Raw genomic sequence first — 26444 nt, 5'->3', positions numbered from 1 at the left:
TACACGTCATGTACTTTCATTGCAAGAAACATTTGGATATCTACCTGGGAGCAAGTACATGACATATCTGCTCGATTCGTTAGACTATGCCCCACCGCTGTTAGAAGGACATCCCATGCCACTGAGCGCCTACCTCCATACCGTTGACCTGTGCGTGCTGTTTTATTGCCGCGCGGACGGGGAACTGAAGCTGCTGCTGAACAAGCGCGAGGCCGAACCGTTCGCCGGGCACTGGGCGCTACCGGGCGTAGTCGTCAACGGCGGCGTGCAAGATTTGAGCCTCAAGGATGCCGTGGAGCGGTTGCGCGCGAGCGACAAGGTTGGGCTGGCGTTGGCCTGGAGCGAGCAAGTCGGCACCGTAGGGGATGCGTTTCGTGATCCGCGCTGCTGGTCATCGTCCACCTACTACCTGGCGATCGTGAGCGATGAGGTGGAATTAGCCGAGCACCAGGGCTGGTTTTCGCTGACGGCGGTGGCCGACGGCGGCATCAAGTTGCCCTTCGATCACAACAACATTGTGGCGGCGGTCAAGGAGCGGTTGTTTTCCAAGTCCCTGTACAGCAGCTTGCCGCTGATGTTCCTGGGCGATGAATTCAGCGCGCCGCAAGCAACGACGATCTTTTCGCTGGTGCTGGAGCGGCCGGTGTTGAAGACCAGTATTCGCCAGCGTTTGCTCAAGCTGGCCGAGGCGGGGTATTTGCGCGAGACCGGGCGCAAGAAGCACGGTGAAGGCGGCAGGCCCCAGGCGACGGTGGAAATGCTGAGGCCCGGAGATATCTACTTCTTTGATCGCAGTTTTGCTGACTAGCCTAGATTCCAAGCCCAACGAGGCTCAAATGTGGGAGCTGGCTTGCCTGCGATGGCGGCGAGTCAGGCAATCAAGTTTCAACTGACAGACCGCTATCGCAGGCAAGCCAGCTCCCACACTCAATCCCTTTTTGTCTGAACTGGCTCTAGTTCATCCAATTGCCGCCGTCGACGTTGTAGGTCTGCGCGACCACGTAATCGGCGTCCTTTGACACCAGGAAAACCGCCATCCCCGTCAAATCCTGCGCGGTGCCCATCCGCCCAAACGGCACTTCGGCCCCTACCCGCTTCTTCTTCTCGCCGGGCGCCAGGCCTTCGTGCCTGGCAAACAGCGCATCCACCCCATCCCAGTGTTCGCCATCCACCACGCCCGGTGCGATGGCGTTGACGTTGATGCCTTGCTTGATCAGGTTCAACCCCGCCGATTGCGTCAGGCTGATCACCGCCGCCTTGGTCGCGCAATAGACCGCCACCAACGGCTCGCCCCGGCGGCCGGCCTGGCTGGCCATGTTGATGATCTTGCCGCCGTGCCCCTGGCGGATCATCTGCCGTGCGGCGGCCTGCAAGGTGAACAGCGTGCCGGCGACGTTGATCGAAAATAGCCGTTCATAGCTATCGCGGGTGATGTCGACGATCGGCGCCAGGTCGAACAGCGCGGCATTATTGACAAGGATGTCCAACTTGCCGGCCTGGGCCACCACGGCGGCAATCGCGCCGTCGATGGAGCCTTGGTCGGTGACGTCCATCACCACCGCGTAAGCCTGCGGGCCCAGCTCGGCGGCCGTGGCCTGGGCCCTTTGCAGGTTGATATCGGCGATGGCAACCGTGGCGCCTTCAGCGATGTAGGCGTCGGCAAAGGCGCGGCCGATGCCGCGTGCCGATCCGGTGATCAACGCACTTTTTCCTTCCAGTCGTTTCATGAGATACCTGGCCCTTGTTGGAAAATTATTTGGGATAACCGGCGCGCTTCATCTCGCGCTCGGTAGTGGTCTGGGCCTGGAGCAAGGCCTGGTCAACCGACATGCCGCCGGTCAGCGCCGCCGAGAACAGCTTGCCCACCGAGGTGCCGATCGCCTGGAACTCAGGAATCGTCACATACTGGATGCCCACGTAAGGCACCGGTTTGGCCGACGGGTGCGCGGGATCGGCATGCTTCATCATCTCGAGAGTTACCTGGGCAAACGGTGCGGCTTTCAAATAGGCCTCGCTATAGGTGGACTGGCGGGTGCCCGGCGGCACATTGGTGATGCCTTCCTTGTCGGCGACCAGCCGGATGTAGTCCTTGGAGGTGGCCCAGGCGATAAAGGCCTTCGCGGCGTCCTTGTGCTTGGACGTGGCCGGGATCGCCAGGGACCAGGCGTAGAGCCACGAGGAACCTTTATCGGTCACTTCGGTAGGCGCGGCGGCGAAGCCTACGCTGTCGGCCACCTTGCTTTGCGCCTTGTCGGTGGTGAAGGACCCGGCGACGCTGGCATCGACCCAGATCGCGCACTTGCCGCTGTTGAACAGCGCCAGGGTTTCGTTGAAGCCGTTACTGGACACCCCCGGCGGGCCGTATTGCTTGAGGGTGTTGACGTAGAAGTTGGCGGCAGCGGTCCACTCGGGGCTGGTCAGCTCGGGCTTCCACTGTTCATCGAACCAGCGCGCGCCAAAGGCATTGGCCATGGTGCTGAGCAAGGCGATGTTCTCGCCCCAGCCGGCCTTGCCGCGCAGGCACATGCCGTATTGGCCTCTGTCCTTGGCGGTGAGCTTGGCGGCGAACTCGCCGAGCTGTGTCCAGGTAGGGTGCGTGGGCATGCTCAGGCCGGCCTGCTTGAACAGGTCGGTTCGGTAATAGGTGACCGTGCTTTCACCGTAGAACGGCAAGGCATACAGGGTGTCGTTAACCGAAAGCCCTTGGCGCACCGAGGGGAAAATGTCGTCGACGTCATAGTCGGCCGGCAGTTGGGTCAACGGCTCCAGCCAGTGCTTGGCGCCCCACAGCGGGGTTTCGTAAGTGCCGATGGTCAGCACGTCGAACTGCCCGCCTTGGGTGGCGATATCGGTGGTGAGTCGCTGGCGCAGCACGTTTTCTTCCAGTACCACCCAGTTGAGTTTGATACCTGGGTGCTGTTCCTCGAACACCTTGGACAGGCGCTGCATGCGGATCATGTCGCTGTTGTTGACCGTGGCGATGGTTACGGTGTCGGCGGCGTGGCTTGGCAGCGCCAACGCCAGGCTGGAAAGCAGGAACAAGGCTTGCGGGATCTTGGCTTTTCCGTACAGGAGCATGGCGGTTTCCACCTGTTTTTTTTGTTGTTGAGGGCCGATTACAGCAGCTTGGCCCAGCCTTCACAAACGCGTGGCGGATGCTCGACCGGTACTTTTTTAACCTTGGATCAGCAGTTAAAAAAGTATCAGTGCCAGGCAAAACGGGGGTAGCGCGCCCACGACCCAGGCGCGTATTTTGAAGCGTCCAAGAACCCTAAGAAGCCCGCCATGCCTGTCAGCCGCGCCAAGCTGTTCGAGCACCGCCCCGCCGAGCTGGAAGTGATCCTGCCCGAACCGGACCACTGCTTCCGCTGGTTCGAACACGATTACCCCTACGACCTGGCGCGCTGGAACCACCACCCCGAATTCGAAATCCACTTGATCCGCCAAGGCAGCGGCAAGCTGGTGGCGGGCGACTACATCGGTGCATTCAACGCCGGGCATGTCGCGCTGATCGGCCCCGACCTGCCCCACGACTGGATCGGCGAATTGGCGCCCGGCGAACACCTGAGCGGCCGCGATGTGGTGCTGCAATTCGACGGTGCCGCCCTCCTCGCCCTGCGCACCACCCTGCCGGAACTTGGTGATTTACAGCCCTTGTTCGAGCGCGCCCGACGCGGCCTGGAATTCGCCGGCGACACGGCGTTGCAGGCCGCACAGTTGATGGAGGCCATCGGCAGCGCTCATGGCCTGCAGCGTTTGATCCTGTTCCTGCAACTGCTCGGTACCCTGAAAAACGCCCCGACGCAGCAGGTCAAGGCCCTGGCCAGCCCTTGCTACGCACCGACATTGGATGCACGCAGCGCCGAACGCATCAATAAGGCGTTCGACTATTTGATGCGCGAGCTGACCGGCGAGGTGCGCCTGTCGGTCATTGCGCAGCAACTGGAGATGAGCGAGCCGGGGTTTTCGCGCTTCTTCAAGCGCAACACCGGCCACGGTTTTATCGACCTGATGCGCAAGTTCCGCGTGCAGCGCGCCTGTCGCTTGTTACTGCAAAGCGACCGGTCAGTGGCAGACATCTGCTTCGAAGTGGGCTACGCCAACCTGTCCAATTTCAACCGGCACTTTCGCATCGAAATGAACCAGACGCCGAGCGACTATCGACGGGAAACGGCGATGCATTTGTTCCAACCCATTGAAAAATGCCACCCAGTCAATTCTGACCAAAAGGTCGACTAAATCGGCTTTTTTGCAGGCTGATCAATCGATTGAGCCAAGTTGGTACAACCTGTGCAAACGTTTGCGGTACGGACTTGCTCGCCAAGTTCACCTGACCCGAAGAATCGGGTCCCAACCGCGTACGAATAGGGATTTTCAATGCAGCCCACCTCAAGGCGTCCTGCCACCCTGGGTGTTTCCCTGCTACTGGCTACCGTTACGGGAGTACTCAGCGCGCCCATTTTGGCGCAGGGGCAACCCGTCGATGACTCAGCACAGGGCGAAACCCTCAGCCCAAAAACCAAGCCTCCTGAAGCCAGCCCGACAAAACCAGGCGCATACCTGTCGGACTGGTTCAACCAGGACCTGACGTTGATCGGCAGCAAAGACATCAGCTTCGGCCCCAAGCCCCAGGATGATATCTACCTGGAATATGAGTACTTCGGCCGCAAGGGGCCTTTCGAACTGTACGGCTACATCGACGTGCCGAAGATCCTCACCATCGGTAACAGCAATGACAAAGGCGTGTGGGACCATGGCTCGCCGGTGTTCATGGAGCATGAACCGCGCATTTCCATCGACTATTTGGCCGGCCGCAGCCTGGCCATCGGGCCATTCAAGGAATGGTACGTGGCGTTCGATTGGATCTACGACCACGGCAGCCGTAAGGAAAACCGCGCCAACACGCTGTACAGCGGCCTGGGCACTGACATCGATACCCACTCGCGGGTCAACCTGTCGGCCAACTTCTACGGGCGATACCAATGGGAGAACTATGGCGCCAGCAATGAATATTCGTGGGACGGTTACCGCGCGCAAATGAAGTACATCGTGCCCATCGGCAAGTTCGACAATGGTGCGTCACTGACCTATATCGGCTTCACCAATTACGACTTCGGCTCGGATCTGCACAAGGACAATCCCGCACGCACCGCCAACTCCCTGGTGGCGACCAACGTGCTGTTGTATTCGTTTACCCACCTGCGCTTCACCCTGGTCGGCCGTTACTTCCATAACGGCGGCAACTGGGAAGATGGCAGCGAGTTGAATTTCGGCGAAGGCAACTTCCGCGCCCGCTCCGATGGCTGGGGTTATTACGCCGGCGTGGGCTACCAATTCTGATGCAGGAGTTACAGATGAAAGCACTTACCCGACTCTCGCTGGCCGTGGGCCTGGCCCTGCTGCCCCACGTGGTGCTGGCGAATACGCCCGCGCCGATCAAACCCAAAGTGATGCTGATCACTATGTTCGCCCCCGAGGCGCAAACCTGGATCGATCGCCTGGCACTCAAGCAAGAAGTGCGTGTACCAGGGCTGTCCGCCGAATACCCGGTGATCCGCTGCAACACCCAGGACGTGTGCCTGCTGGTCACGGGCATGGGCCAGACCAATGCCGCCGCGTCCACGCTGGCCCTGGCGCTGTCGCCCAAGTTCGACCTGCGCCAGAGCTACTTTCTGATCGCCGGGATCGCCGGCATAAGCCCCAAGCACGGCACCCTCGGCACCGCCGCCTGGGCGCACTACCTGGTGGAATTCGGCACCCAGTGGGAACTCGACGCGCGGGACGCGCCCAAGGCGTGGCCGACGGGCTATATCGGCATCAATACCAAGGGCCCCAACGAGAAACCACCGTTGGACTACAAGACCGAGGTGTTTGAACTGAACCCCAAGCTGCAGGCCAAGGCGTTTGCCTTGTCGCAAAAGGTTGAGCTGAGCGAAAGCAAAGAATCGAGCGCCTGGCGCAAACACTACCCTGCGGCACCGGCCAACCAGCCACCACAGGTTACCCGTTGCGACACCTTGGCAGGCAACACCTGGTTCTCCGGCACGCGCCTGAGCGAACGTGCCGAAGTCTGGACCAAGCTGCTCACCGACAACAAGGGCGAGTACTGCACCACCCAACAGGAAGACAACTCCACCTACGAAGCACTGCTGCGTGCCAGCCGCGAGGGTCTGGTGGACATCCAACGCCTGGCCGTGGTGCGCGCCGGCTCGGACTTCGACCGCCCCTACCCTGGCTACAGCGAAGTGGACAACCTGCTCAAATACGCGGACCAGGGCGGCTTTGTACCGGCGCTGGAAAACCTCTACCGCACGGGCAACCCGTTGGTGCAGGCGATCCTCCAGAACTGGTCGGCGTGGGAGAAAGGCGTTCCCGAAGCCTGAGAAAGAGGCAACCCTGGTGATGGCTACCGCCCGGCAATCCGAGTGAATTTTCGCGGCCGTCGGTGATCACTTGCTTACACCACCAGGGTTGATGGACCAATGAATAACGCAAAACTCTTTGTGATCGACTACAGGCTGCATGGCGAACCCAAGTCTTTCATTATCCGCCTGGAAAAACTCGACAACCTGGAAGCCTGGCATTGGGCGAGTTGTGACGCAGGCATTGGCCGTATCGGCAGGTTCGCGCGTGAGCAGGTAAAAAAGACCAGCCAGGAGCAAGCCGAAAAGTTCGGCCTTACCGGCGTGCAATGGCGCCGCTCCGATGCGCGCGCCCAGGCTTGATCGAGGAGAGATACCCATGAATTCACTGGAACCGGTCAATGGCAAAGCGCGCATCGACTACACCCAGGACACGTTGTTCGGGCCGATGGCCAAGCATGTCGAGTGCCAAGTGGCCGTGCAGCGTCAAACAGACGGGATGGTCCTCAAGGTCTTCCAGCCGTTGCCAGACGATCTGCACGCAGCGCACACCGTGGTGGTCGCCCTGGACGGGCGGCGAACCAGCGGCGTGGTCAAGAATAGCCAGCGCCTGTCCGACGATAGCCTGAGGCTTGAGCTGGAAATCCAATAAACACCATCGCAGCATGGTACCTACACAACGCCCACTGGCCGAAAAATCCTTGTAGTGAGCGGGCTTGCCCCGCGCTGGGTGGCGAAGCCGCCCCAATAAACACGCCGCGCAGCTCCAGACAAACCGGATTCGCCTGGTTTGGGGCCGCTTCGCAGCCCAGCGCGGGACGAGCCCGCTCACTACAAGATATGACTATCCCATTCAAGCCACCCAGTTTTTAACTGCGGTCAGTCATGAGCGGCTTTGGCGCACTCGCAACCGTTTACCGCCGCACACGGCTCACCATGGGCATGGTGTTCGGCACAACCCTGGCAGCAATAGCCCTTACCGTCCTTCATCACCGCGTCAATGCCCAACACACATCGGCAATGTGGGCAGGCACACGTTTGATCTGGCATGTTCAGACTCCTCTTGTTGATCATGACCGGTGCGGCGCACGCCCCACCTCAAACAGTGACTGCGCGCCGCCGGCGATGGTTCAAATCATCAATCGGTGCGTGTATTGCTGCGGTACATGAACACCAGTGCCAGGGCCAGGCAGGCCATCGCCACGATCCGGCTGCCCGACAGTTCGATGGCGGGGTTGCCCAGCCAGCCGAAATTATCGATCAACATGCCCATGCCCAGTTGGCCGACGATCACCGCTACGGTCGCCACGGCGGTGCCGACAATCGGCACCGCGCCGACCATCACCATCATGTACACCACGCCGAACAATGCGCCGGTCAGTTGCCATTTGGGCACATCCAGCACGCTCACCGCCTGGGCCGGTTCAAAGAACAGGATCAGCAAGGCGGTGACAATCGCGCCCACCACAAAGGTCAACAGGCTGCCGCGCAACACACCGACCGCCTGGCCCAGGCGGCCATTGATCGCTGCCTGCACACTCAACACCGCGCCCGCGGCCACCACCACTGCCAATAACAGAATCAGATTCATCGCCTTAACCTCGTGCAATCAGAACAAGCGCCACCACAATCAACGCCAACGCAATCCAGCGCTCGCCATTGACCCGTTTGCGCGCCGTGCCGAACCAGCCGAAATGGTCAATCAGCACACTCTTGCCGACCTGCCCGGACAAAATCGCGATCATGGTCATCGCAATACCGATATGCGGCGTGGCCAGGGTCAGCACCACCACGTAGATCGGCCCCAGGAAACCGCCGATCAACTGCCAGCGCGGCAGCTCGGACAGCGCCGGGCCCTTTTGCGGGCCACTGAACAACAACAGCAGATACAAAATCGCCGAGCCCACGCCGAAGATGCTCAAGGTCGCCCATAAATGGCCCACCTGCACACCCAGCGGCCCGAGCAACCCCGCTTCAACCGACAGGCCCATACCCGCGAGGATTACCAGCGGCAACAACAGCAGCCGCAGAAGGTTTTTCTTCGGCCTGGCCTGGGCCGCGCCCTCGATAGCACTTGCTTGCATACATCACCTGCACATCAACAAAGGATTGGATGGCGCGCATTATCCAGTGGTCATGCTGTGCGATAAATGGGAGCATGTCGACAACACCTTTGCACAAAACGCACAACCCAGGAGACGTGATGCAAGGTCTGAATGAATTGAGTTTCAAGGCCTTGCGCCTGTTCGTCGCCGTGCTGGACCTCGGCAGCTTTTCCGAAGTGGCGCGCCGTGAAGGCCTGGCGCCCTCTTCCATCTCCCGGCAGATACAACTGATGGAACAGGCCCTCGGCCAGCAATTGCTCTACCGCCATACCCGGGCGGTCAGCCCCACCGAGGCGGGCCGCTTATTGGGCCGGCATGCACGCTTGATGCTCGAACAGCTGGAAGTCGCCGGCCAGGCCCTGCAGGAACAGGAAAGCGAGCCCAGCGGCCTGGTGCGCATCAATGCGCCGATGGTGTTTGGCCAGCGTCATCTGTCACCTTGGCTTGGCGAGCTGTGCAGGCGCTATCCGAAGCTGCAACTGGATATCCAGCAGACCGACACCTTCGTCGACCCTCTGCAAGATGGCACCGACCTGCTGTTTCGCATCGGCGTGCTCAACGACTCCAGCATGCAGGCACGCATTTTCGCGCCGCAACGCTTTCGCATTGCCGCCAGCCCCACTTACCTGGCCAGGCATGGCACGCCGCGCCACCCCGACGAACTGGCCAACCACCAGTGCCTGGCCTACAAAGGCATCACCGGCCAGCAACGCTGGTTCTTCCGCAAGGGCCAGGGTGACTGGACGCCCTACAGCGTCAAGGGTCCGATCACCGGCAACCATGCCGACACCCTCACCCACGCTGCCGAGCAAGGGCTGGGGCTGGTGGTGTTTCCTTCATGGTTGATCGGCGAAGGCTTGCGTGCCGGTACGTTGCAGGCGGTGCTCACCGAGTACGACGTAGCGACAACCCTGGAGCCGCAGCAGATTGCAGCGTTGTGGCCGGGCAGCCGGCGCTTGTCGCTGAAGGTGCGTACGGTAATTGATTATTTTGTGGAATGTTTTGGGGCGGTGCCGTATTGGGATCGTTAATAGCCGAGCGGTTCGCCGGGTACATTTCCTACGAGAATAAGTAGTTCAATTCTGATTTTACTGGCCAGCATTTTTTACCGTCGTGCACTGCGGCAGACTTTGGCAACTTCCGTTATGGAGAGAAGTCATGAACGCGACATGCGCTCAACTTAAGATTACGTTCGATCTAGCAAAGGCAAACTTTTCAAAACTGGTACATCAAGCCAGCGCCGGGAAAATCATAACGATCACTCAGGATGGACGCGCACTTGCCCGGCTCGTGGCCGCAGAGTTGCAACCTGGACGCCGGATCGGCGCGATGAAGGGAAAACTTATAATCCCAGCAGACTTTGGTTCGCCGCTTCCAGACGACACGCTGGATGCGTTCGAATGCAGGTCCATTTGTTTAACCTGAACCACGAGTCAAAACACCCACTGCCCGATCAACCACGCATTCGCCCCACTGATCACCGCAAACAGAAACCACGCCAGCATCCGCGTCGGCAGCCGATTCACGAACGGTCCCATCAACTGTTTATCGCCGGTCATGCGAATCAATGGGTACAGCGCGAACGGCAGCTGCAGACTGAGCACCACCTGGCTGAGCACCAGTAGTTTGCCGATGGCATCGTCGCCCATCAGCCACACGCCAAGAAACGCCGGGATCAGCGCCAGCCCGCGGGTGATCAGGCGCCGTTGCCAGCAAGGAATACGCAGGTTGAGGTAGCCCTCCATGATCACCTGCCCGGCGATGGTACCGGTGAAGGTGGAGCTTTGGCCGGAGGCCAGCAGGGCCACGCCAAACAGGATGCTGGCAAACGCACCGCCTACCAGCGGGTCGAGCAGATGATAGGCATCCTGGATCTCGACCACGTCGGTGTGGCCCGTCTTATGGAAGGCGGCTGCGGCGAGTACCAGGATGGCAGCGTTGACCAGCAAGGCCAGGGCCAGCGAGCCGATGGTGTCGATACGGGCCAGCTTGACCGCGTCCTGTTTGCTGGCAAGGTCCTTGCCGATCATGCGGGTCTGTACGATGGAGCTGTGCAAGTAGAGGTTATGGGGCATCACCGTGGCACCGAGAATACCGATGGCCAGGTACAACGGCGCGGCATCGCTGATGGCCGAAAATGACGGCGTGAAACCGCTGAACACGTCGGGCCAATAGGGTTTGATCAGAACCAATTCGATAAAGAAACACACGCCGATGGTTGCCACCAGCGCCAGCATGATCGCTTCCAGGCGGCGGAAACCGCGGTTCTGGAGGGCCAGGATCAGCAACGTGTCGAAGGCGGTGATAACAATACCGGTGGTCAGCGAAACGCCAAGCAGCAGGTGAAATGCCAGGGCACAGCCCAGCACTTCGGCAAGGTCGGTGGCGATGATGGAAATTTCCGCCAGCGCCCACTGGGTGCGGGCGGAACGCTTGCTGTAGCGTTCACGGCACAATTGCGCCAGGTCCTTGCCGGTGGCGATGCCCAACCGCGAGCACAGGCACTGCACCGCCATTCCTGCCAGGCTGGCCAGCAACACCACAAACAACAGGCTGTAACCATAACGTGAGCCGGCCTCGATGGCCGTGGCCCAGTTTCCCGGGTCCATGTAGCCGATGGAAATCAGCAGGCCTGGGCCTGCGAACATAAGCACGCGCTTGAAGAACGAGGCCTTGGGATCAACGGCGACGGAGCCCGCCACTTCCGGCGGGCAAAACGGGGCGGTGGCGATTTTTGGCAGGCTGAATTTCACGCGGTATTCCAGGCAAACACACTCGATGGAGGCGCAGCTTATCAGTCTGACGCAACGGTGCGCATCACCGTTTCCCGCGGCAGGTCGAACGCTTCGACCACCTGCACCACCAGGTCCAGCTCCTGATTCAATGCTTCACGCTCCATGCGCTGGCGGATCACCCCGATCACCAGCACCGCCAGCGTGGTGATCGAATACGCCGGCCCGGAAAACGCGCGCACACCACTCACCAGCAGCATCGCCGCCGCCACCGCTTGCCCTACCACCGGAATCGCCGAAGCTGCACCACGGCGCAGGATAAACCCGGTCAGCCCGGCCAACGCCGTGCCACTCAACGCCGTGGTGGCCGATCGGCCGACATCGAAACGGCTGAAAAACCCCTGCTCCTTTTGCGCGGCGGCTTTGAGTTGCGCGTCGAACACCTGCCGGTCAGCGTGGCTGAGTTTGTCCTTGTACTGCGCGATGAGTTTTTCCGCGACCTGGGCCTCAAGGTCCGCCAACTCAACGGTATCCAGAGGCACCTCAAACTTGATTCCCAAACGCCGCACCACATCCTCGGCGATCTGGCGATAACTCACGCCATGGCCACGGGCCAGGTTCATAAAGGTATCGCCGCCCATGCGTTGTAGCTCGATGGCCAGCTTGAGCGGCTCACGCACCGTGGCATCGACGGATGCACTGCGCTTTTGCGCCATCAGTTCGGCGAGGAACTTCAGCTCTTCCGGGCGCGCCTGCACCAGCGCCGGGAACAACTGCGCGTCCTCTTCGGCAAAACGTACCTCGGTGCTGCGCTGGTCGGAGCGGATCATGCCGCGCCTCTCGTGCAACAGATCGGTGTACTGCACCACTGTCTGCAACTGCGGCCAATAGGCGGCGTGGTCGAAGCTTGCCAGGTGCACATTGGTGACCTTGGTCTTGAGCGCCGGCGTCACCGGTATCGCGTAACGGCCAATGCAGCGCTCGGTATCCGGCTTCATGGCCAGGGCCCAGTCCTTGCTGGAATGGCAGTTGATCACGCGTCCCTTGAGCGGCGCCGACACTTCATCCCACGGGCTTGACGTGCAGATCGCACCGCCCATCAACAGCAAGTTGTCCAACGGCAGTTCGCGGGCGGTTTCAGGGCTGGCCAGCAGGCTCTTGACCAGAATGCGCGCGCCCAGGGAATGGCCGATCAGGTTGATACGCCGCACCTCAAGGGACTCACCGTGCAGGTAGCTGGCGAGTTCCGGCAACAGGCTCCTGGCGACTTCGTCCACCCGTGCCTCGACGCTTTTATAGTGATCGAGAAAATATGCAATGGCCTTGCCTACCCCCACCGTGGCCGCGCCCAGGCTACCGCCGCCGAGCATCGCGCCCATCACATCCTTGAAGGGGGCAAACAGGTTTTCCAGGAAATGTCCGGCTGGCCAGAACAGCATCAGGTTGGTCGAACCTTCGATGCTTGCCAACTGCGCCTTGAAGCTACCCAGTTGTTGCCGGTTGAAGAACGCCGAATAACCGTGAACGTAGAGATTGAGCACATCGCCCTGGGGCTCGCCACACAGTAAGAACGTGGGCTTGCGGGTACGGTGCATTTCATCCCACTGCTGCTGCATGGGGCGGTGACTCCTGGTGACGAGGGAGGGTGATAGTATCAAAGGCTGCGTTTCAAAGGCGTGCCGCTGGGGGAAAAGGCCTCCGTTGGTCTATCCAATCATGCGCGGCACCAGGCTTGGCGATTGCACCCGCGTTCAGTAGGCAAAATTGTCGATCTTGACCTGACCATCAGGAAACGTCGCAATGATCTCCAACTCACCGCCCATCGCACGGATGTAGTTGCGCAACGTGCTGATGTACATGTCGGTGCGCCGCTCCATCTTGGAAACGGCCGCCTGGTTGATATTCAATGCCTTGGCCAGGTTCTCCTGGCTCAACTGCTGAGCCTTGCGCAGCTCGTGCAGGGGCATTTCCTTGAGGTGTTGCTGGAACAACTGCTTTGCCTCGGCTCGAGACTCCGGCGTCATGCCGGCTTGAAGTTCAGCGAATTTTTTAGCCATGGGTCAGGCCCTCTCTACGCAATGATTCCAAATGTACGTCATACAGTTTTTCTGCCACTGGGACCTGCTCGTCATACCATCGTCGTTGGCCGGTTTTATCACCGCCGAGCAGCAAGAGCGCGCATCGTCGTGGATCAAAAACGTACAACACTCGATAGGGCTTCCCCGCATGCTGTATGCGCAGTTCACGCATGCCCCCATGCCGGGAACCCTTGATGTCACTGCTGTGGGGAAAGCGCAAACCCGGCCCGAAAAGCCCCAGTAAATCAACGCTGGCGGACACCGAGACTTGTTCCTTCGCTTCCAATTGTCCCCACCATGCTCCGAATTCATCCGTGTATTCAATGTCCCAATCCATGCAAATATGCCACCCAAGGAATATAAACTCAAGAGCATAAAAATTAGTAGACGAACCGGACGAACCGCCACTCGCTCACGCTGGGGAATTGTTTGTACGTCTTTCCAGACGGGCCGCAGAACCTTCCGCTCTCAACAGGAATAAGGCTTTCATTCAGTTCCACACGCTGCAAAAACACAATTATCAAATTGTAAAAAGCGCTCTAATACGCGCCTGTTGATTTGGTTTTGAAGATTCTGGAGTTCGCAATGCCCCATGAAGGCAACCTGTTACAAGCAGCCGTGGTGTTCCTGCTCGCCGCCGTGCTGACCGTGCCCCTGGCCAAGCGTCTGCAGTTGGGCGCGGTGCTGGGTTATCTGTTCGCCGGTGTGATCATCGGCCCGTCGGTGCTGGGCCTGATCGGCAACCCGCAAAGCGTCGCGCAATTCTCCGAGCTGGGGGTGGTGTTGCTGTTGTTCATCATCGGCCTGGAATTGTCGCCCAAGCGTCTGTGGGTGATGCGCAAGGCGGTGTTTGGTGTCGGCCTGGCCCAGGTGCTGCTGACCGGCGTAGTGATGGGCGCGGTAGCGCTGTGGCTGTTTGGCCAGTCTTGGAACAGCGCCATCGTGCTGGGGCTGGGCCTGGCGTTGTCCTCGACGGCCTTCGGCCTGCAAAGCCTGGCCGAGCGCAAGGAGTTGAACCAGCCACACGGTCGCCTGGCATTCGCCATCCTGCTGTTCCAGGACATCGCCGCGATCCCGCTGATCGCTCTGGTGCCGCTGCTGGCCGGCAGCAACCATCCGACCACCGAAGCCGAGGGCCTGCGGCATGTCTTGCAGGTCCTGGGCAGCATCGCCGTGGTGATCATCGGCGGTCGCTATCTGTTGCGACCGGTGTTTCGCATCGTCGCCAAGACCGGCCTGCGCGAAGTCTCCACCGCCACCGCGTTGTTGGTGGTGATCGGCACCGCCTGGTTGATGGAATTGGTGGGCGTGTCCATGGCTTTGGGCGCCTTCCTCGCCGGCCTGCTGCTGGCGGATTCGGAATACCGCCACGAATTGGAATCCCAGATCGAGCCGTTCAAGGGCTTGTTGCTGGGGCTGTTTTTCATCAGCGTGGGCATGGGCGCCAACCTCGGTTTGCTGCTCAGCTCGCCGCTGGTGGTGATCGGGCTGACGCTGCTGCTGATCGGTTTGAAACTGCCCCTGCTCTACGCCGTGGGCCGCCTGGTGGGCGATCTCAACCGCGAAAGCGCCCTGCGCCTGGGGGTTGTACTGGCGGCCGGCGGCGAGTTTGCCTTCGTGGTGTTCAAAATCGGTCGCGACCAGGGCCTGTTCGAACCCCACCTGTACGACATTCTGGTGCTGACCATCACCCTCTCCATGGCGGTGACGCCGCTGCTGTTGCTGGTGTGCCCGAAGCTGTTCAAGCCCAAGGTCAAGCCGGTGGAAGTGCCCGATGAATACCGCGCCATCGAAAGCGACGCACCGCGCGTGGTCATCGCTGGCATGGGCCGCATGGGCCAGATCGTCGCGCGCATCCTGCGCGCGCAGAACATTTCATTCATCGCCCTGGACACCTCGGTGGAAACCATCGAACTGACCCGCAGCTTCGGTGGCATGCCGGTGTTCTACGGCGACCCGCAACGCCCCGAGATCCTGCACGCGGCCAAGGTCGACCAGGCGGAGTTCTTCGTGATCGCCATGGATGACCCGGAGATCAACATCAAGACCGCCGAGCTGGTGCGCAACCTCTACCCGCACATGAAGATCATCGCCCGCGCGCGTAACCGCCAGCACGTGCATCGCCTGGTGGACCTGGATGCCTCGCCGATTCGTGAGACGTTCTACTCCAGCCTGGAAATGAGCCGCCGTACCCTGGTCGGCCTGGGCCTGAGCCAAGCCCAGGCCGACGCGCGCATCACCCGCTTCAAGAACCACGACTTGCAAGTGCTGGCCGCGCAACACGCGGTATACGACGACGCCGCCAAGGTCATGCAAACCGCCCAGGAAGCGCGGGCGGAACTGGCGCGGCTGTTCGAGATGGATCGCCTTGAGGAAGAGTCCGACAAGGTGTGAGGTTGGGGATGAACGATTTTGCGAAATTTCTGACAGAATACGCCGCAACCTCGTTCATCCCTGGAGCGCTTCATGGCCACTTTCACCAAGACCGCCGCCCTGCTGGCCCTCGCGCTGACCGCCGGCAGCGTCTTCGCCGCGTCCAAGCCGGCGACGCAAACCATCTCCACCTTGGGCGGCAAGTTCACTTTCACCCTGCCCAAGGCCTATGTTGCCGACACCCTGCCGGCCGGCAAGGCCGAAGACGGTACAGCCGATACCCAAGGCACGATGTACGCCAACCAGACCACCAAAAGCGTGGTGATTGTCGCCGAGACCCTGCGCAACGACGGGGTCAGCATCAAGGACAACGACGCGCAGTTCCTTGACGGCGCCGTGGCCGGTTTCATCAAGGACCAGAGCGCCGCCCTGCCTGACTTCAAGAAACAGAGCGAGAAAAAGCTGACCTTCAAGGGCCTGGGCCTGCGCCAGGTGGACAGCACCGCGACCCAGGGCGGCGGCAAGACCTTGAACTCCACGTTCCTGGGTGGCTCGGGTAATCAGTTATTGGTGATCCAGGCGATTTCGCGGGCTGATGATGCGAAGGGGCATGCCGCGCTGGTGAAGCAAATTACCGGCGGCAAGTAACTCGATCAAATGTGGGAGCGGGCTTGCTCGCGAATGCGGTGTGTCAGTGAAGGATATATGACTGATCCACCGCTTTCGCGAGCAAGCCCGCTCCCACATTTTCAACCGCGTCTATTTCAGGCTTTTCTCCAGCCAGACCTTCAAGTCCTGCACCTCCGCCTCATTGATGGTGTGGTTCATTCCCGCATACCCATGAAACTCCGGCCTCAACCCCAACCCCGTCAGCACCTGATTCGCCCGGGTCGCCGACGCATACGGCAACACCTGATCCAACGTTCCGTGGCCAATAAAGATCGCCAACTTGTCCAGTGCCGTATCCGGCTTCAACTGCGCCTTGAGCACCGGCAACACGCTGCCACTCAAGGCCGCAATCCCACGCACCAACTGCGGGTCACGCAACGCCACTTCATACGACATGATCGCGCCCTGGCTGAACCCCACCAGGAACACCCGATCGCTGCGGGTGTGGTACTTGGCGGTGGCTTTGCCGACAAAATCCTTGATCAACCGGGCACTGCTCTGCAGGTCGGCCGTCACGCCGTCGTACTCGCCGTCGCCGGGGGTCTTGGTAAACCAGCGGAATCCATTCGCGTCCACCGGCATGGGCGCGCGCACCGACAAGTAGGTCCAGGTAGCGGGCAACGCGTCCTTGATACCGAACAGGTCTTGCTCGTTGCTGCCGAAACCGTGCAGGAAAATCACCAGCGGCTGGTTACGTGCGTCGCCCTGGGTCTGTTCCAGGTACGACAACGGCAAATCGGTGTGCAACGTATCGTCGGCATGGGCGGTGCCGACCAGCAGGGTCAGCGCCAGGGCAAACAGTTTGAGCATGGGAGGTGACCTCATGGTTTGCGTAACAGATAAGTGTCCATGATCCAGCCATTTTCCAGGCGCGCAGCCTTGCGCACCCTTTCGATTTCTTGCGCGACCTCGCTGACTTTGCCGCTGATAAGGATCTCGTCCGGCGTACCCAGGTAGGCCCCCCAATAAATCTCCAGGTCTTGATCGGCCACGGTGCGGTAGGCGTCGTCGGCGTCGAGCATGACCACCAGCGTATCGGCATCACTCGCCTGCCCCGCCGCCAAGCGCCGCCCGGTGGTGATCTCGACGGACTTGCCAATGCGGTTCAGCGCCACTTTGTGCTGCGCGGCCAGGGCCTGCACGCTGGTTATACCCGGGATCACTTCGAACTCGAAGGTGCAACGGCCACTGGCCAGGATCGCCTGCAGGATGCGAATGGTGCTGTCGTACAGCGCAGGGTCGCCCCAGGCCAGGAAAGCGCCCACTTCACCGTCAGCCATTTCCTCGTTGATCATGCGTTCGAAGGTCTGCTGCTTGTCGCGGTTGAGGTCCTGCACGGCCGTGGTGTAGTCGACATCGCCGCGCACGCGCTCGGGGCAGGCGGCCTCGACGAAGCGGTAGCCGGGCTCGGTGATGTTGGTCTGGCAGATCTCGCGGCGCAGGTCGATCAACTTGTCCTTGCTCTGGCCCTTGTCCATCAGGAAAAACACGTCGGTGCGGTTCAGCGCCTTTACGGCCTGCATCGTGATGTAGTCAGGGTTGCCGGCGCCGATGCCGATGATCAGGATGCGTTTCATGGGTTGCTCTCAGTGCGGGGCGTGGATTTTGCCATGTTCAGGCGCCTGGGCGTGAGTTTGCAGGCGCAGGCGCCATACCTGGTTGAAGCGCAGCTCGGTGGCGGACAAAGGCTCGACGTCGATCAGGTAGAACATCGAGATCGGAAATTGCATGACGTACAGCATCGCGGCGCGGATCACAAACGGGTGGGTGACGGCGACAACATGACCGGGGTGGGTTTCCAGGGATTTCATCCACCGGCCTACCCGTGCACACACCTGGTCCACGGATTCGCCGCCATGGGCTGTACTGGCGCTGTTGCCAATCCAATCCGCCAACTCGTCACGATCAACCTCGTTGAGGTCCTTACCTTTCCAACGACCAAAGTCGCCATCACGCAAGGCTTTCTCGACCACGGGATTGCGGCTGAACAGCCCTGCCGTCTGCCGGGTACGAGCCTCGGGGCCGCATAACACACGCGGGTTCCTGTAACGACCGGCAAGGGACAAACCTGCATTTCGCCAATCCATCGCGACGGACTCGTCATCGGGAAAGCTGCCCTTTTTCTGCTGAGGCGTCACGGCATGGCAAATGAGTGTCAAACGAGTGGACTGCAGCACGGTTTGCCTCAATGACGGGGACGAGGCCACTAAGACTGGCGCAGTTAGCGCCAGGGCGCAACGCCTTGTGCCAGGAACACCACCGTCGCTCCCACACTAACCGTGTTGTGTCAGTCAGTCCGGGATAGCTTAAGCGAGGCTGCCCCGGATTAATCAAACCACTCGCGCCGCCCCTCAAACGTACCGACAATCAACTCCACAATCATCCGCACCGCCTCAATATCCCGTACCTGAACATTCACCGCCAGCCATACCTGGCGCTGCATGCTCTCGGCCAACAACCCCGGCAACGCCACCAAACCCCGATCAACGCTGCTCATGTATTGCGGCAGCAAACCGATGCAGGCGCCGCAACGAATCATCTCAAGCATCAGTGAATAGGCGTGCACCTGCGCCACCGCCGCCAGGCGTTGTTGCACCAGCAGGTTCCAGGGTTGCAAGGCGCCGACCTCGGCATCCGGCTGCCACTGCACCAGCATGTAATCGTCGAGGTCTTCGACACAGTCCGGCCGCGTGGTCAGGCGTGAATAGCGCTTGGCGATATGCGGCACATACTGCAACCGCGCCAGCGCCAGCGGCGCTTCGGTGGCGAAGCTCGGGCCTGGGCCATCGGCGTCCGACAACCACAGCACCACGTCTACATCCACCGCTTGCAGCGACAACCGGCTGTCGATGGAGATGATCTCCAGGCGCACGCTGGCATTGCGGCGCAACAAGGCGATCAGGTCGCGCCCTAGAATGTCGTGCAGGATCGGCTCAGCCACCGCCAGCCGAATCAACGGCTGCTCCGTTACCGGCAAGCGCCGTTCATGGGCCAGGGCAATCAGTTGCGCCTGCAACTGCTGGCCGTCACGGCTGAGCACCAGGCCATTGCCCTGGTAGCTGAACAGCGAATGGCGCACCTGTTGTTCCAACTGCGCCAGGCGCTTGCGCAACAGCGTGGCCTTGATATTCAGACTGCGCGCCGCCTGCATGAAGCAACCGCAGCGCGCGCTCACCAGGAAATAGCGCGCCACCTCCGGGTCAATGTCATCGGCCAGGGCCAGCCAGGGGCCGCGTGCCTCGGCCGGGGCGCGATAAACGGATGGCCCTTGAGGGGCGGACGGTTCCAGTAATGCCATGGGAGACTCCCTGTCTTGTCGATCGGTGCATCCAATGCGAAGTGATGCGGGTTACTCCAGCACCTTGTTCAACTCGGCGCCGTCGATGCTCAGGGTTGCCGTGTTGAGCATGCCTTCGAGGTAGGCCTTGGCGATCTGTTCCTGACGCTGGGTACGCAAGGCCTGTGTCAGGCGTTCACGCAGTTCGTCGAGGGTCGCGGTGCGCGCCGGTTGTTGACCGGTGAGCTTGAGCACATGAAACCCCGCTGCGCTCTGCACCACGTCCGACACCGCGCCGACCTTGAGGCGCGACACCGCACTGCGTACTTCCGGCACCAGCTGTTGCAGGGGTTGCATGCCCGAGTCGCCGCCGCGCGCGGCGGATTCGGTGTCCTGGGAAAACTGCGTGGCCAGGGCGGCGAAATCCGCCGGCGCCGCCTGGGCCCGACGGCTCAGCTCCTGGGCCTGGCGGCGTATGGCCTCGATATTCTGCGGATCGTTCACCGCAAGGAAAATCTGGCTCACCCGGTACAACGGCGGCGTCACCCATTGCGCCTTGCCGCTGTCGTAGGCCTGCTGCAACTCCGCCGCGCTGGGGTAGTCGGCCGGCACCTGGCTGACCGAAAGCATGTAGTCGCGAAACACGATCTGCTCGGCGGCGGCGCGGGTCTGCTGCTCCACGTCCGGGCGCTGGCGCCAGCCTTGGGCATCGGCCTGTTCGAGCACGGCTTTTTGCGCCAGGCGTGAACGAATCCAGGTCTCCAGTGCGCCCCGGTTGCCGCGCAGTTGCTCGCGGGACTCGGCCGGCAGGCTGGCCAGTACGGTTTTCAGTTCCGTCAGGTCGATCTGCTGATTGCCCAGGCGGGCCACCGCCGGTCCGGCCGATACAGGGTTGATCACCGGCGCCGGTTGCTGCGCCGCCACCGGGTCGCTGCCCGGCCGCAGGCTCAAGCCCACCGCCACCACCAGCAAGGCCAACGCGCCCGCGCCGACCATCAGGGTTGGTTTTTTCACAATACAGGCGCCTCTTCGCCAATCGATGCAGCCTGCAACTGCGCCGCCTGCTGGCTGTATTCACGCAGATAGACAATGAATTCCTGCAACAGGCGGTCCCACAGCTCCAGTTGGCTGCGCAGGTGCGTGGCGCCGACGCCGGCCACCACTACGTCCATTTCCATCAGCAAAAATTCGCCCTGCACCGACAACCGCGCAAAGCGCCGCGATGCGTTCCACACCTGGGCCAGACCTTCAGGCAACTCGCCCTGGACGCGTAGCGCGCAGCTGTAGGTGAAGTCCACGTACGCGCCCTGCTCCGCCGCCGGGTTGCCGAAACGCACGGCAAAGCCGATGCCCTGGCTGGCGCTGAGCAACTGCACGATGCCGTTCTGTTCGGTCTGGTTGACCCGGTAGCCAGCTTCCTGCAGCAGTTCGGTGAGGCTCTGGGTGGTGACGCTGGTGATCAAATCGGTCATGTCAATTCTTCCCTGTCTCTATCAATGATTGGCGGTTGCCTGGGGCGCATCGAAACGGCTCTTGTACAAATCGTCGCCAAAGCCCTGGGCCAGTTCCTCGAACTTGACCCGCGCGCTGCTGGCGAACGGCTGGCGGATACTCATCACCTCGGTCACATCGATTTTTTCGTAGGCCGCGAGCAACTGCTGGGCCACGCCATACATCTGTTGATTCTTGACTGAACATTGCTGCACTTGTGTGTCACGTTCGCTCAACTGCGCCTGCAGGCGGGCGCGCTCGGCTTCCTTGCCCTTGGCCAGCAGCAGCAGTTCGTCATAAGCCTTCTTGAACTTGCCGATCTGCTCGTTGCTCGCCGCCACCTGGGCTTGCGCCTGGCTGTGCAGGCTCTGTTGCTGGCCGGCCAGTTGCTCGGCCACGCCCCGGGCCTGGGCGAGTTCGGCCGTCAGCTGCTTGATTTGCGCCTGGGCCTGCTTGGCCTGGCTTTCGGCGGCAAGGCGCGCCGCGCTGGCCTGGGCCTGTTCGCTTTGCAGCGCCTGCAATTGCTGGGTGGTGCTGCGCAGTTGCGTGCGCAGGCGTTCCTCCATGCCTTCAGCCGACGCCGCCGTGGCGACGAACACCAAGAGCAGCGCGCAGATTCGTGTGTTCATGTGGCATCTCCCTGCGCATTAAAAGCGCGTGTTGAGTTCCAGTTGCATCACATCGACTTCGAACGGCTGGCCATACACTTCGGACGCACTCAACCAACGCGCGCTGGCGTAGATGTTCTTTTCGATGCCGTAGTTGGCGCCAATGAAGTAACCCTTGGCGTTGGTGCCGCCCAGGTGAAACGACGAGTCGTTGAAGCCGTCGGGCAAGGCGTCGGGCTGGATGTACTTGTAGCCGGCCAGCACGTTCCAGTCGCCACGCTTGCGCATCTCCAGCGCGCTGCCGAGGGTGAACGAGACCATCAGCGCATTGCCGCCGCTTTCAAACTGGCCTTTGCTGTTGATGTTGTTGACGATCTCGCCCTCGCTGCGCTTGAGCATCTCGCCCTTGTCGTAGGCCAGGTTGTGGATGAAGTTGCCTTGGGAGCGCAATTTGAAATCGCTGGGCAATTCGCTGTCCCAGACCAGGTTGAGGTCGAGCACATCGAACTTGGAGGCCAGGCCTACGAATTGAGGATCCGGCGTCCGCGCGGGGTCCGTGGGGTTAGTGGTGTTGTTGCGCAGGTTGAACACCGTGTTGCCTTTTTGCATGAAAGCCACGCGCGTGCCGTCGGTGTCGCAACCCGCCGCGCCCGACCACGTTGAACAAGGGCTGGAGCGCTCGCCTTCGATGTCCTGGAACTGGTAATAGGCAGCCGCCAGCTTGAGGCGGTTGCTGCGATTGATCTTCCAGTCCGCGCCGATCTGCCCGCCGAACAGCCATTTGGTCTCGCTGTCTTCCTTGTCGATGCCATTGATGCTGGCGGTGTCGGAGGTATATTCGACCGGGAAGGCGCCGAGTGTGCCGAACAGGCCCCATTCGCTATTGAGCGTGTGATTGAAGATGGCCGCCACACCGTCGAAGTTGAGGTCGTTGGAATACATCATGTCGGTGGAATAGAACGGGTTGCCGATGCGCCCGGCAGTCAATTTCATGTAGTCGGTGGTGGCCCAGGTGAGGTAACCCTGATCGAGCCAGATGTCTTTTTTGCCAAAGCCACCGCCCAAGGTCTGGGTGGTGGACACCGGGTTATTGTCGGAGCCGGTGGCGATGCGGATGCCGGCGGTCCATTCCGGCGACAGCACTGCTTTCATGCCCAGGCGTGCACGCAGGCGGAACAGGTTTTCGCGGTCCTCGCGGGTATTGAGCAAGGGTGGGAACCTGGTGTTGGAGTTTTTGTTGACGTCGTAGGGGCCGGTGTCATTGAGCTTGGCGTAGTCGGTGATGGTGTTGTCGTTACGCCCCGAAAAATAACGCGACTCGTCGCGCAAACGGATATCGCCGTCAAAGCTGATGCGCGAGATCCAGTCCGGGAAGGTATTGGGCTGCGCCCAGTTTTCCTTTTTCGCAGTGGACATGACCTCAGCCTTCACCTGGTCACGAATCTGATCGCGCACCGCCTGCGGCACGTACTGCACGCGTACGTCGCCGGGAGCAGTCGCCGGGCCGCTGGCAACCACCGGAGCGGCATTAGCCTGACGTGCCTGCAGGGCTTCTTTTTCAGCCTGGGCAATCAGACCGTTGGCGGTTTCCTGCTTGAGCACGCCTTGCTGCACCAACAGGCGAATCAGGTTGATGGTGACGTTTTCCGAGGGGGCGACCGGGGCCGCCGTCGCCTGGCCGACCAGGGTCGCGATGACCATGCCGACCGCCAGGGTCAGTCGATTCACGGGGGAAATCATGTGTACGCAACTCCTACAAAAATCCGTTGAGAAAAATCCAAGAACACGTGCTCGGTCATTCCGGGCGCCGGCCCTTGAGCGACAGGCGCATGGGCAGCGTCAGCGACGCCGGCGGCTTCTGTGTGGCACGCGGCGCCTGTATCAAAGCAAGCATTTGCGCGTCGGTCTCGGCATCGCCGCTGGACTTGGCCACCAACGCCTTGGTGACCTGGCCATCGGCGCCCAGCCACAGGTCTATCTGTATCGAGAAAGCCTTCTTGCGTAATTCAGGGTCCTCGCGCATCAGCCGTTGATAGGTGCCGGCCAGGTACTGCTTGTACGTGCCGGTCCCCAACCCGCCGCCGCCACCGCTGCCGGCCATGCCGCCGCCTTTACCGGCGCCGATGTTGAAACCGTCATTGCCGGACTGGGCGTCGCCATCGATCTGCATCGGGTTGGCCAGGTCGGCGGCGGGCGAAGGCGGTGCTTCCTCGGCCGGCTTGACCTCCTCCGGTTCGGGGCTGGGCACCGGTTCGGGGATTTTTTCCTCGACCTGAGGCTCAGGCTCCTTGGGTTTTTCCGGCGGCGGTGGCGGTGGTGGCGGCAACGGAATAATCGTCGGCACCTTCGGCGCTTCGCGGCGCACGCCGCTCATGTCATTGGCCCACTGCCATAAAAACCAGGCCGCCACAGCGCCCAGCAACAGGCCGACGCCCCACTTCAGCGGGCGCAGCGGCGGCTTATTCTTCACGGGCATGGGCGCAATCGGGATCTGTGCGGTCATGACTCAGCCCTGGCTCGGTTTGCCGGTGACCAGCCCGACCTGGGACAGCTCCAGCCGGCGCAACAGGTCGAGCACTTCGATCACCTTCTGGTACTGCACCATCGCATCGCCACGCACGATCACCGGGAAATCCGGGTTCAGCGCTTTCTCGATACGCAGGCGCTCTTCCAGCTCGCCGAGGGTCACCGGGTAGGCGTCGAGGAACACCTGCCCGCCGTCATTCACGGAGATCGCCTTGGTCTTGGCCTCCGACAGCGACACCGAGGCGCTGGCCTTGGGCAAATGGATCTGGATGCCCGACACCTGGGCGGTGGCGGTGAGGATGAACATCACCAGCACCACCATCAGCACGTCCACCAAGGGCGTGATGTTGATGCTGTCGACGGCGGCATCATCGTCATCGTCATGGGAGCTATTTACGGAAGCCATGGCGATTCTCCTCAGGCCGGAACCGGTGCGTGATGCGCAACGCGGTGCGCCGCTTCACTGTGCTGGCTCTCGCCGTGCATCTCCGCCAGGCGGGTGATGAACTCGTCGACGAACACACGCATGTCCGCGCTGACTTCCTTGTTGCGCGTGATCAGGCGGTTGTAGCCAAACAGCGCCGGGATCGCGACGAACAGGCCCATGGCCGTGGCCAGCAGGGCCGCCGCCATACCGGGGGCGATGGCGTTGATGTTGACGTCACCGGCCATCGCCGTGCCGAGGAACACCACCATGATCCCCAGCACCGTACCGAGCAGGCCAATGTAGGGGCCGCCGGCGATAGCGTTGGACAGCGTAGAGAGCTTGGAACTGAGCGCCTGGTTTTCGCGGGTGCGCACGCCGTCCATGGAGCAGCGGATGGCTTCGATGGTCGCGGCCGAGACCGATGAGGTGTCGGCGCCCTGGGCTCGGCGGGTGCGGATCTCCTTGACCGCTACCAGGTACAGGCGCCACAGCGAAGAATGGGTCAGGCGCTCGGCCAGTTGCGTATCGTCGGCGTACATCTCCAGGCGGGTGCCGATTTGCGCGAAGTGCTCGCGGAATATCTCGTTGGCACTGCTGAGGCGGCTGACCTGACGGTTCTTGCGCAGCATGATGACCCACGACTGGAACATCATCGCCACCAGCACCAGGATGATCACCCAGGCGTCCACCGGCACGGCGTTGAGCAAGAAGCCCAGGCTGCCGAAACCAATGCCGGACTGTTCTTCGTCCACGCCATAGGCCACCAGTTTCGACTCGGCGCCCTGGGCGCTGGCATCGGCCAGCAACAGCGCGGCCGGGCGTGCGACCTTGGACAGGCGCAGCTCATCGATGGCCCCGGCGAAAGGCAGATGCGTACTGCCCGCCTCCGGCAAATCGGCGCCGATCGCCAGTTGGGCATTGAATGCCGGCAAGGCGACGGCCAGGGTCGCGGTTTCGCGGCCATTCACATACAGCGTGACCTTGGCGCCCTCGGCGGTGAATGCCAGGTGCTGCCATTGGCCGGGGTTGAGCGGCTGGGTCGACACGGCGCGCTGGCCGTCGATTTCGACGAAGGGCATGCCTTGGTTCACGCCCAGCAACAAGCTGTGAGGCGCGTCGCGACGGGCCAGCAGCACCTGCTCGCCACTGGCCTGGTCCAGGCGCAACCAGGCGCTGAAGGTGAACGCGCCGCCGGCAGCCTGTTGCAGCGATGGGCTGGCCGGCAGCATCAGCGGCTGGCCGCCGAGCTGCAAGGCGCGGCCGATCACACCGTCGATGCTCGCACCGGTGGCGTTCAACGCGGTGTTGGCGTAGGCCGTGGTGTCGCGGACCGGGGTGCCGTTGGCGCCGTCGAAGTGGTAGAGCGCGGTGTAGTTCGGGTCGAAGGTCAGTTGGCCGTTGGCGCTGGCCGCGGCTTTCTGGTTGCCGTAGTACATCCACAGGTCCTGGCGCTGGCCGCCTTCGACCTTGGGTACATCGACCCAGATCAGCGCCATGCCCATCAACGGGTCGAAGCTTTCGATCTGGTGGTTGAACACGGTTTTGTCATCGGCACTCACAAAGCGCAAATCGGAGCCGTCATCCTTGACCCCGTCGAAGCTGAAGTTGCCGGTGTGCAGGCGCACCAGCAGCGCGGTGCGGCCCAGGGCCTGGTTGATCGCCGCGCCTTGGGCGGTGGTGTCGACCGAGATCTGCTTGCGGTAGTGCCAGTCGTCCTGCCACCAGGCATGGGCGGTGGCCGGGAGCGCGAAGCCCAGGCAGATCAACAGGCTCAGGAATAGGCGTTGCATGGGTGA

30 protein-coding genes are annotated in these 26444 nt (G+C 61.4%); 10 read left to right on the top strand and 20 right to left on the bottom strand.

Going from position 1 to position 26444, the window contains the following annotated elements:
• Positions 1 to 115: 115 nt before the first annotated feature.
• Positions 116 to 808: an NUDIX hydrolase gene (locus H0Z09_RS17330; RefSeq protein ID WP_186691761.1), complete on the top strand. Its 693-nt coding sequence runs from the start codon at positions 116 to 118 to the stop codon at positions 806 to 808.
• A 145-nt stretch (positions 809 to 953) separates the two neighbouring features.
• Here the strand turns inward: H0Z09_RS17330 and H0Z09_RS17325 are convergent, their stop codons facing one another.
• Together H0Z09_RS17325 and H0Z09_RS17320 are read right to left on the bottom strand one after the other, a co-directional pair.
• Positions 954 to 1727 carry an L-iditol 2-dehydrogenase gene (locus tag H0Z09_RS17325; RefSeq protein ID WP_186691759.1) on the bottom strand — a complete coding sequence of 258 codons (774 nt, stop codon included), beginning with the start codon at positions 1725 to 1727 and terminating at the stop codon, positions 954 to 956.
• 25 nt (positions 1728 to 1752) lie between these two features.
• Entirely contained in the window at positions 1753 to 3078 is a 1326-nt protein-coding gene (locus H0Z09_RS17320) for a sugar ABC transporter substrate-binding protein (RefSeq protein ID WP_186691757.1), read from the bottom strand.
• A 207-nt stretch (positions 3079 to 3285) separates the two neighbouring features.
• On the opposite strand from H0Z09_RS17320, the gene H0Z09_RS17315 reads away from it, so the two are divergent.
• The 5 genes from H0Z09_RS17315 to H0Z09_RS17295 all read left to right on the top strand — a co-directional run bounded on the left by H0Z09_RS17315 (position 3286) and on the right by H0Z09_RS17295 (position 7014).
• Entirely contained in the window at positions 3286 to 4239 is a 954-nt protein-coding gene (locus H0Z09_RS17315) for an AraC family transcriptional regulator (RefSeq protein ID WP_186691754.1), read from the top strand.
• A 138-nt stretch (positions 4240 to 4377) separates the two neighbouring features.
• Positions 4378 to 5340 carry a nucleoside-specific channel-forming protein Tsx gene (locus tag H0Z09_RS17310; RefSeq protein WP_186691752.1) on the top strand — a complete coding sequence of 321 codons (963 nt, stop codon included), beginning with the start codon at positions 4378 to 4380 and terminating at the stop codon, positions 5338 to 5340.
• A gap of 14 nt (positions 5341 to 5354) precedes the next feature.
• The gene (locus H0Z09_RS17305) at positions 5355 to 6383 is read left to right on the top strand and encodes a purine nucleoside permease (protein WP_186691750.1); all 1029 of its coding nucleotides are present in this window, start codon (positions 5355 to 5357) and stop codon (positions 6381 to 6383) included.
• Positions 6384 to 6482: 99 nt separating this feature from the next.
• Positions 6483 to 6725 (top strand): DUF6555 family protein, encoded by a 243-nt coding sequence (locus H0Z09_RS17300; RefSeq protein ID WP_186691748.1) that lies wholly within the window; start codon positions 6483 to 6485, stop codon positions 6723 to 6725.
• Positions 6726 to 6741: 16 nt separating this feature from the next.
• Positions 6742 to 7014, top strand: a complete 273-nt coding sequence (locus H0Z09_RS17295) for a hypothetical protein (RefSeq protein WP_186691724.1) — start codon at positions 6742 to 6744, stop codon at positions 7012 to 7014.
• Positions 7015 to 7241: 227 nt separating this feature from the next.
• Here the strand turns inward: H0Z09_RS17295 and H0Z09_RS17290 are convergent, their stop codons facing one another.
• The 3 genes from H0Z09_RS17290 to H0Z09_RS17280 form a co-directional block, all read right to left on the bottom strand.
• Positions 7242 to 7412: a metallothionein gene (locus H0Z09_RS17290; RefSeq protein WP_169374691.1), complete on the bottom strand. Its 171-nt coding sequence runs from the start codon at positions 7410 to 7412 to the stop codon at positions 7242 to 7244.
• 88 nt (positions 7413 to 7500) lie between these two features.
• A complete protein-coding gene (locus H0Z09_RS17285; protein WP_076955051.1) occupies positions 7501 to 7953 on the bottom strand; it encodes a DMT family transporter in 453 nt (150 codons plus the stop codon).
• Between the two features lie 4 nt (positions 7954 to 7957).
• Positions 7958 to 8446, bottom strand: coding sequence for a DMT family transporter (locus H0Z09_RS17280; RefSeq protein WP_076955052.1), 489 nt, complete (start codon positions 8444 to 8446; stop codon positions 7958 to 7960).
• Between the two features lie 119 nt (positions 8447 to 8565).
• Between H0Z09_RS17280 and H0Z09_RS17275 the strand changes: the two genes are divergently transcribed.
• Positions 8566 to 9498 (top strand): LysR family transcriptional regulator, encoded by a 933-nt coding sequence (locus H0Z09_RS17275; protein WP_186691723.1) that lies wholly within the window; start codon positions 8566 to 8568, stop codon positions 9496 to 9498.
• 127 nt (positions 9499 to 9625) lie between these two features.
• Positions 9626 to 9892 carry a type II toxin-antitoxin system prevent-host-death family antitoxin gene (locus H0Z09_RS17270; RefSeq protein WP_186691721.1) on the top strand — a complete coding sequence of 89 codons (267 nt, stop codon included), beginning with the start codon at positions 9626 to 9628 and terminating at the stop codon, positions 9890 to 9892.
• A gap of 8 nt (positions 9893 to 9900) precedes the next feature.
• Here H0Z09_RS17270 and H0Z09_RS17265 read toward each other — a convergent pair whose 3' ends face one another.
• The 4 genes from H0Z09_RS17265 to H0Z09_RS17250 form a co-directional block, all read right to left on the bottom strand.
• The gene (locus H0Z09_RS17265; protein ID WP_186691719.1) at positions 9901 to 11220 is read right to left on the bottom strand and encodes an Nramp family divalent metal transporter; all 1320 of its coding nucleotides are present in this window, start codon (positions 11218 to 11220) and stop codon (positions 9901 to 9903) included.
• A gap of 41 nt (positions 11221 to 11261) precedes the next feature.
• Entirely contained in the window at positions 11262 to 12815 is a 1554-nt protein-coding gene (locus tag H0Z09_RS17260) for a DUF726 domain-containing protein (protein WP_186691717.1), read from the bottom strand.
• Between the two features lie 135 nt (positions 12816 to 12950).
• Entirely contained in the window at positions 12951 to 13256 is a 306-nt protein-coding gene (locus H0Z09_RS17255) for an XRE family transcriptional regulator (protein ID WP_186691715.1), read from the bottom strand.
• The gene (locus H0Z09_RS17250; RefSeq protein WP_186691713.1) at positions 13249 to 13614 is read right to left on the bottom strand and encodes a type II toxin-antitoxin system RelE/ParE family toxin; all 366 of its coding nucleotides are present in this window, start codon (positions 13612 to 13614) and stop codon (positions 13249 to 13251) included. The genes H0Z09_RS17255 and H0Z09_RS17250 overlap by 8 nt, the downstream gene beginning before the upstream one ends.
• 248 nt (positions 13615 to 13862) lie before the next feature.
• Here H0Z09_RS17250 and H0Z09_RS17245 point away from each other — a divergent pair, with 248 nt between their 5' ends.
• On the top strand, positions 13863 to 15671 hold the full coding sequence (locus H0Z09_RS17245; RefSeq protein ID WP_186691711.1) for a monovalent cation:proton antiporter-2 (CPA2) family protein: 1809 nt from the start codon (positions 13863 to 13865) through the stop codon (positions 15669 to 15671).
• Positions 15672 to 15743: 72 nt separating this feature from the next.
• Positions 15744 to 16298 (top strand): hypothetical protein, encoded by a 555-nt coding sequence (locus H0Z09_RS17240; protein WP_186691702.1) that lies wholly within the window; start codon positions 15744 to 15746, stop codon positions 16296 to 16298.
• Between the two features lie 111 nt (positions 16299 to 16409).
• Here H0Z09_RS17240 and H0Z09_RS17235 read toward each other — a convergent pair whose 3' ends face one another.
• The 11 genes from H0Z09_RS17235 to H0Z09_RS17185 form a co-directional block, all read right to left on the bottom strand.
• On the bottom strand, positions 16410 to 17129 hold the full coding sequence (locus H0Z09_RS17235) for a dienelactone hydrolase family protein (RefSeq protein ID WP_186691700.1): 720 nt from the start codon (positions 17127 to 17129) through the stop codon (positions 16410 to 16412).
• Positions 17130 to 17140: 11 nt separating this feature from the next.
• A complete protein-coding gene (gene cobF / locus H0Z09_RS17230) occupies positions 17141 to 17896 on the bottom strand; it encodes a precorrin-6A synthase (deacetylating) (protein ID WP_186691698.1) in 756 nt (251 codons plus the stop codon).
• A gap of 9 nt (positions 17897 to 17905) precedes the next feature.
• Complete coding sequence (locus H0Z09_RS17225) at positions 17906 to 18493, bottom strand: histidine phosphatase family protein (protein ID WP_186691903.1); 588 nt, start codon at positions 18491 to 18493, stop codon at positions 17906 to 17908.
• Between the two features lie 152 nt (positions 18494 to 18645).
• On the bottom strand, positions 18646 to 19617 hold the full coding sequence (locus H0Z09_RS17220; RefSeq protein WP_186691695.1) for a LysR family transcriptional regulator: 972 nt from the start codon (positions 19615 to 19617) through the stop codon (positions 18646 to 18648).
• Between the two features lie 51 nt (positions 19618 to 19668).
• Complete coding sequence (locus H0Z09_RS17215; protein ID WP_186691693.1) at positions 19669 to 20610, bottom strand: peptidylprolyl isomerase; 942 nt, start codon at positions 20608 to 20610, stop codon at positions 19669 to 19671.
• The gene (locus H0Z09_RS17210) at positions 20607 to 21068 is read right to left on the bottom strand and encodes a YbjN domain-containing protein (protein ID WP_186691691.1); all 462 of its coding nucleotides are present in this window, start codon (positions 21066 to 21068) and stop codon (positions 20607 to 20609) included. Before H0Z09_RS17210 ends, H0Z09_RS17215 begins: the two co-directional genes overlap by 4 nt.
• 21 nt (positions 21069 to 21089) lie before the next feature.
• A complete protein-coding gene (locus H0Z09_RS17205; RefSeq protein WP_186691689.1) occupies positions 21090 to 21716 on the bottom strand; it encodes a DNA repair protein in 627 nt (208 codons plus the stop codon).
• Between the two features lie 18 nt (positions 21717 to 21734).
• Positions 21735 to 23435 (bottom strand): putative porin, encoded by a 1701-nt coding sequence (locus H0Z09_RS17200; RefSeq protein WP_186691687.1) that lies wholly within the window; start codon positions 23433 to 23435, stop codon positions 21735 to 21737.
• A gap of 55 nt (positions 23436 to 23490) precedes the next feature.
• Positions 23491 to 24198 (bottom strand): energy transducer TonB, encoded by a 708-nt coding sequence (locus tag H0Z09_RS17195; protein ID WP_186691685.1) that lies wholly within the window; start codon positions 24196 to 24198, stop codon positions 23491 to 23493.
• Positions 24199 to 24201: 3 nt separating this feature from the next.
• Positions 24202 to 24627 carry a biopolymer transporter ExbD gene (locus tag H0Z09_RS17190; RefSeq protein ID WP_076955068.1) on the bottom strand — a complete coding sequence of 142 codons (426 nt, stop codon included), beginning with the start codon at positions 24625 to 24627 and terminating at the stop codon, positions 24202 to 24204.
• A gap of 11 nt (positions 24628 to 24638) precedes the next feature.
• On the bottom strand, positions 24639 to 26438 hold the full coding sequence (locus H0Z09_RS17185; RefSeq protein WP_186691683.1) for a MotA/TolQ/ExbB proton channel family protein: 1800 nt from the start codon (positions 26436 to 26438) through the stop codon (positions 24639 to 24641).
• Positions 26439 to 26444: the final 6 nt, after the last annotated feature.

The organism is Pseudomonas sp. SWRI18 (assembly GCF_014268345.1).
GTDB classification, from domain to species: Bacteria; Pseudomonadota; Gammaproteobacteria; order Pseudomonadales; family Pseudomonadaceae; genus Aquipseudomonas; species Aquipseudomonas cedrina.
This window is presented reverse-complemented; position numbering and strand designations above follow the sequence as displayed.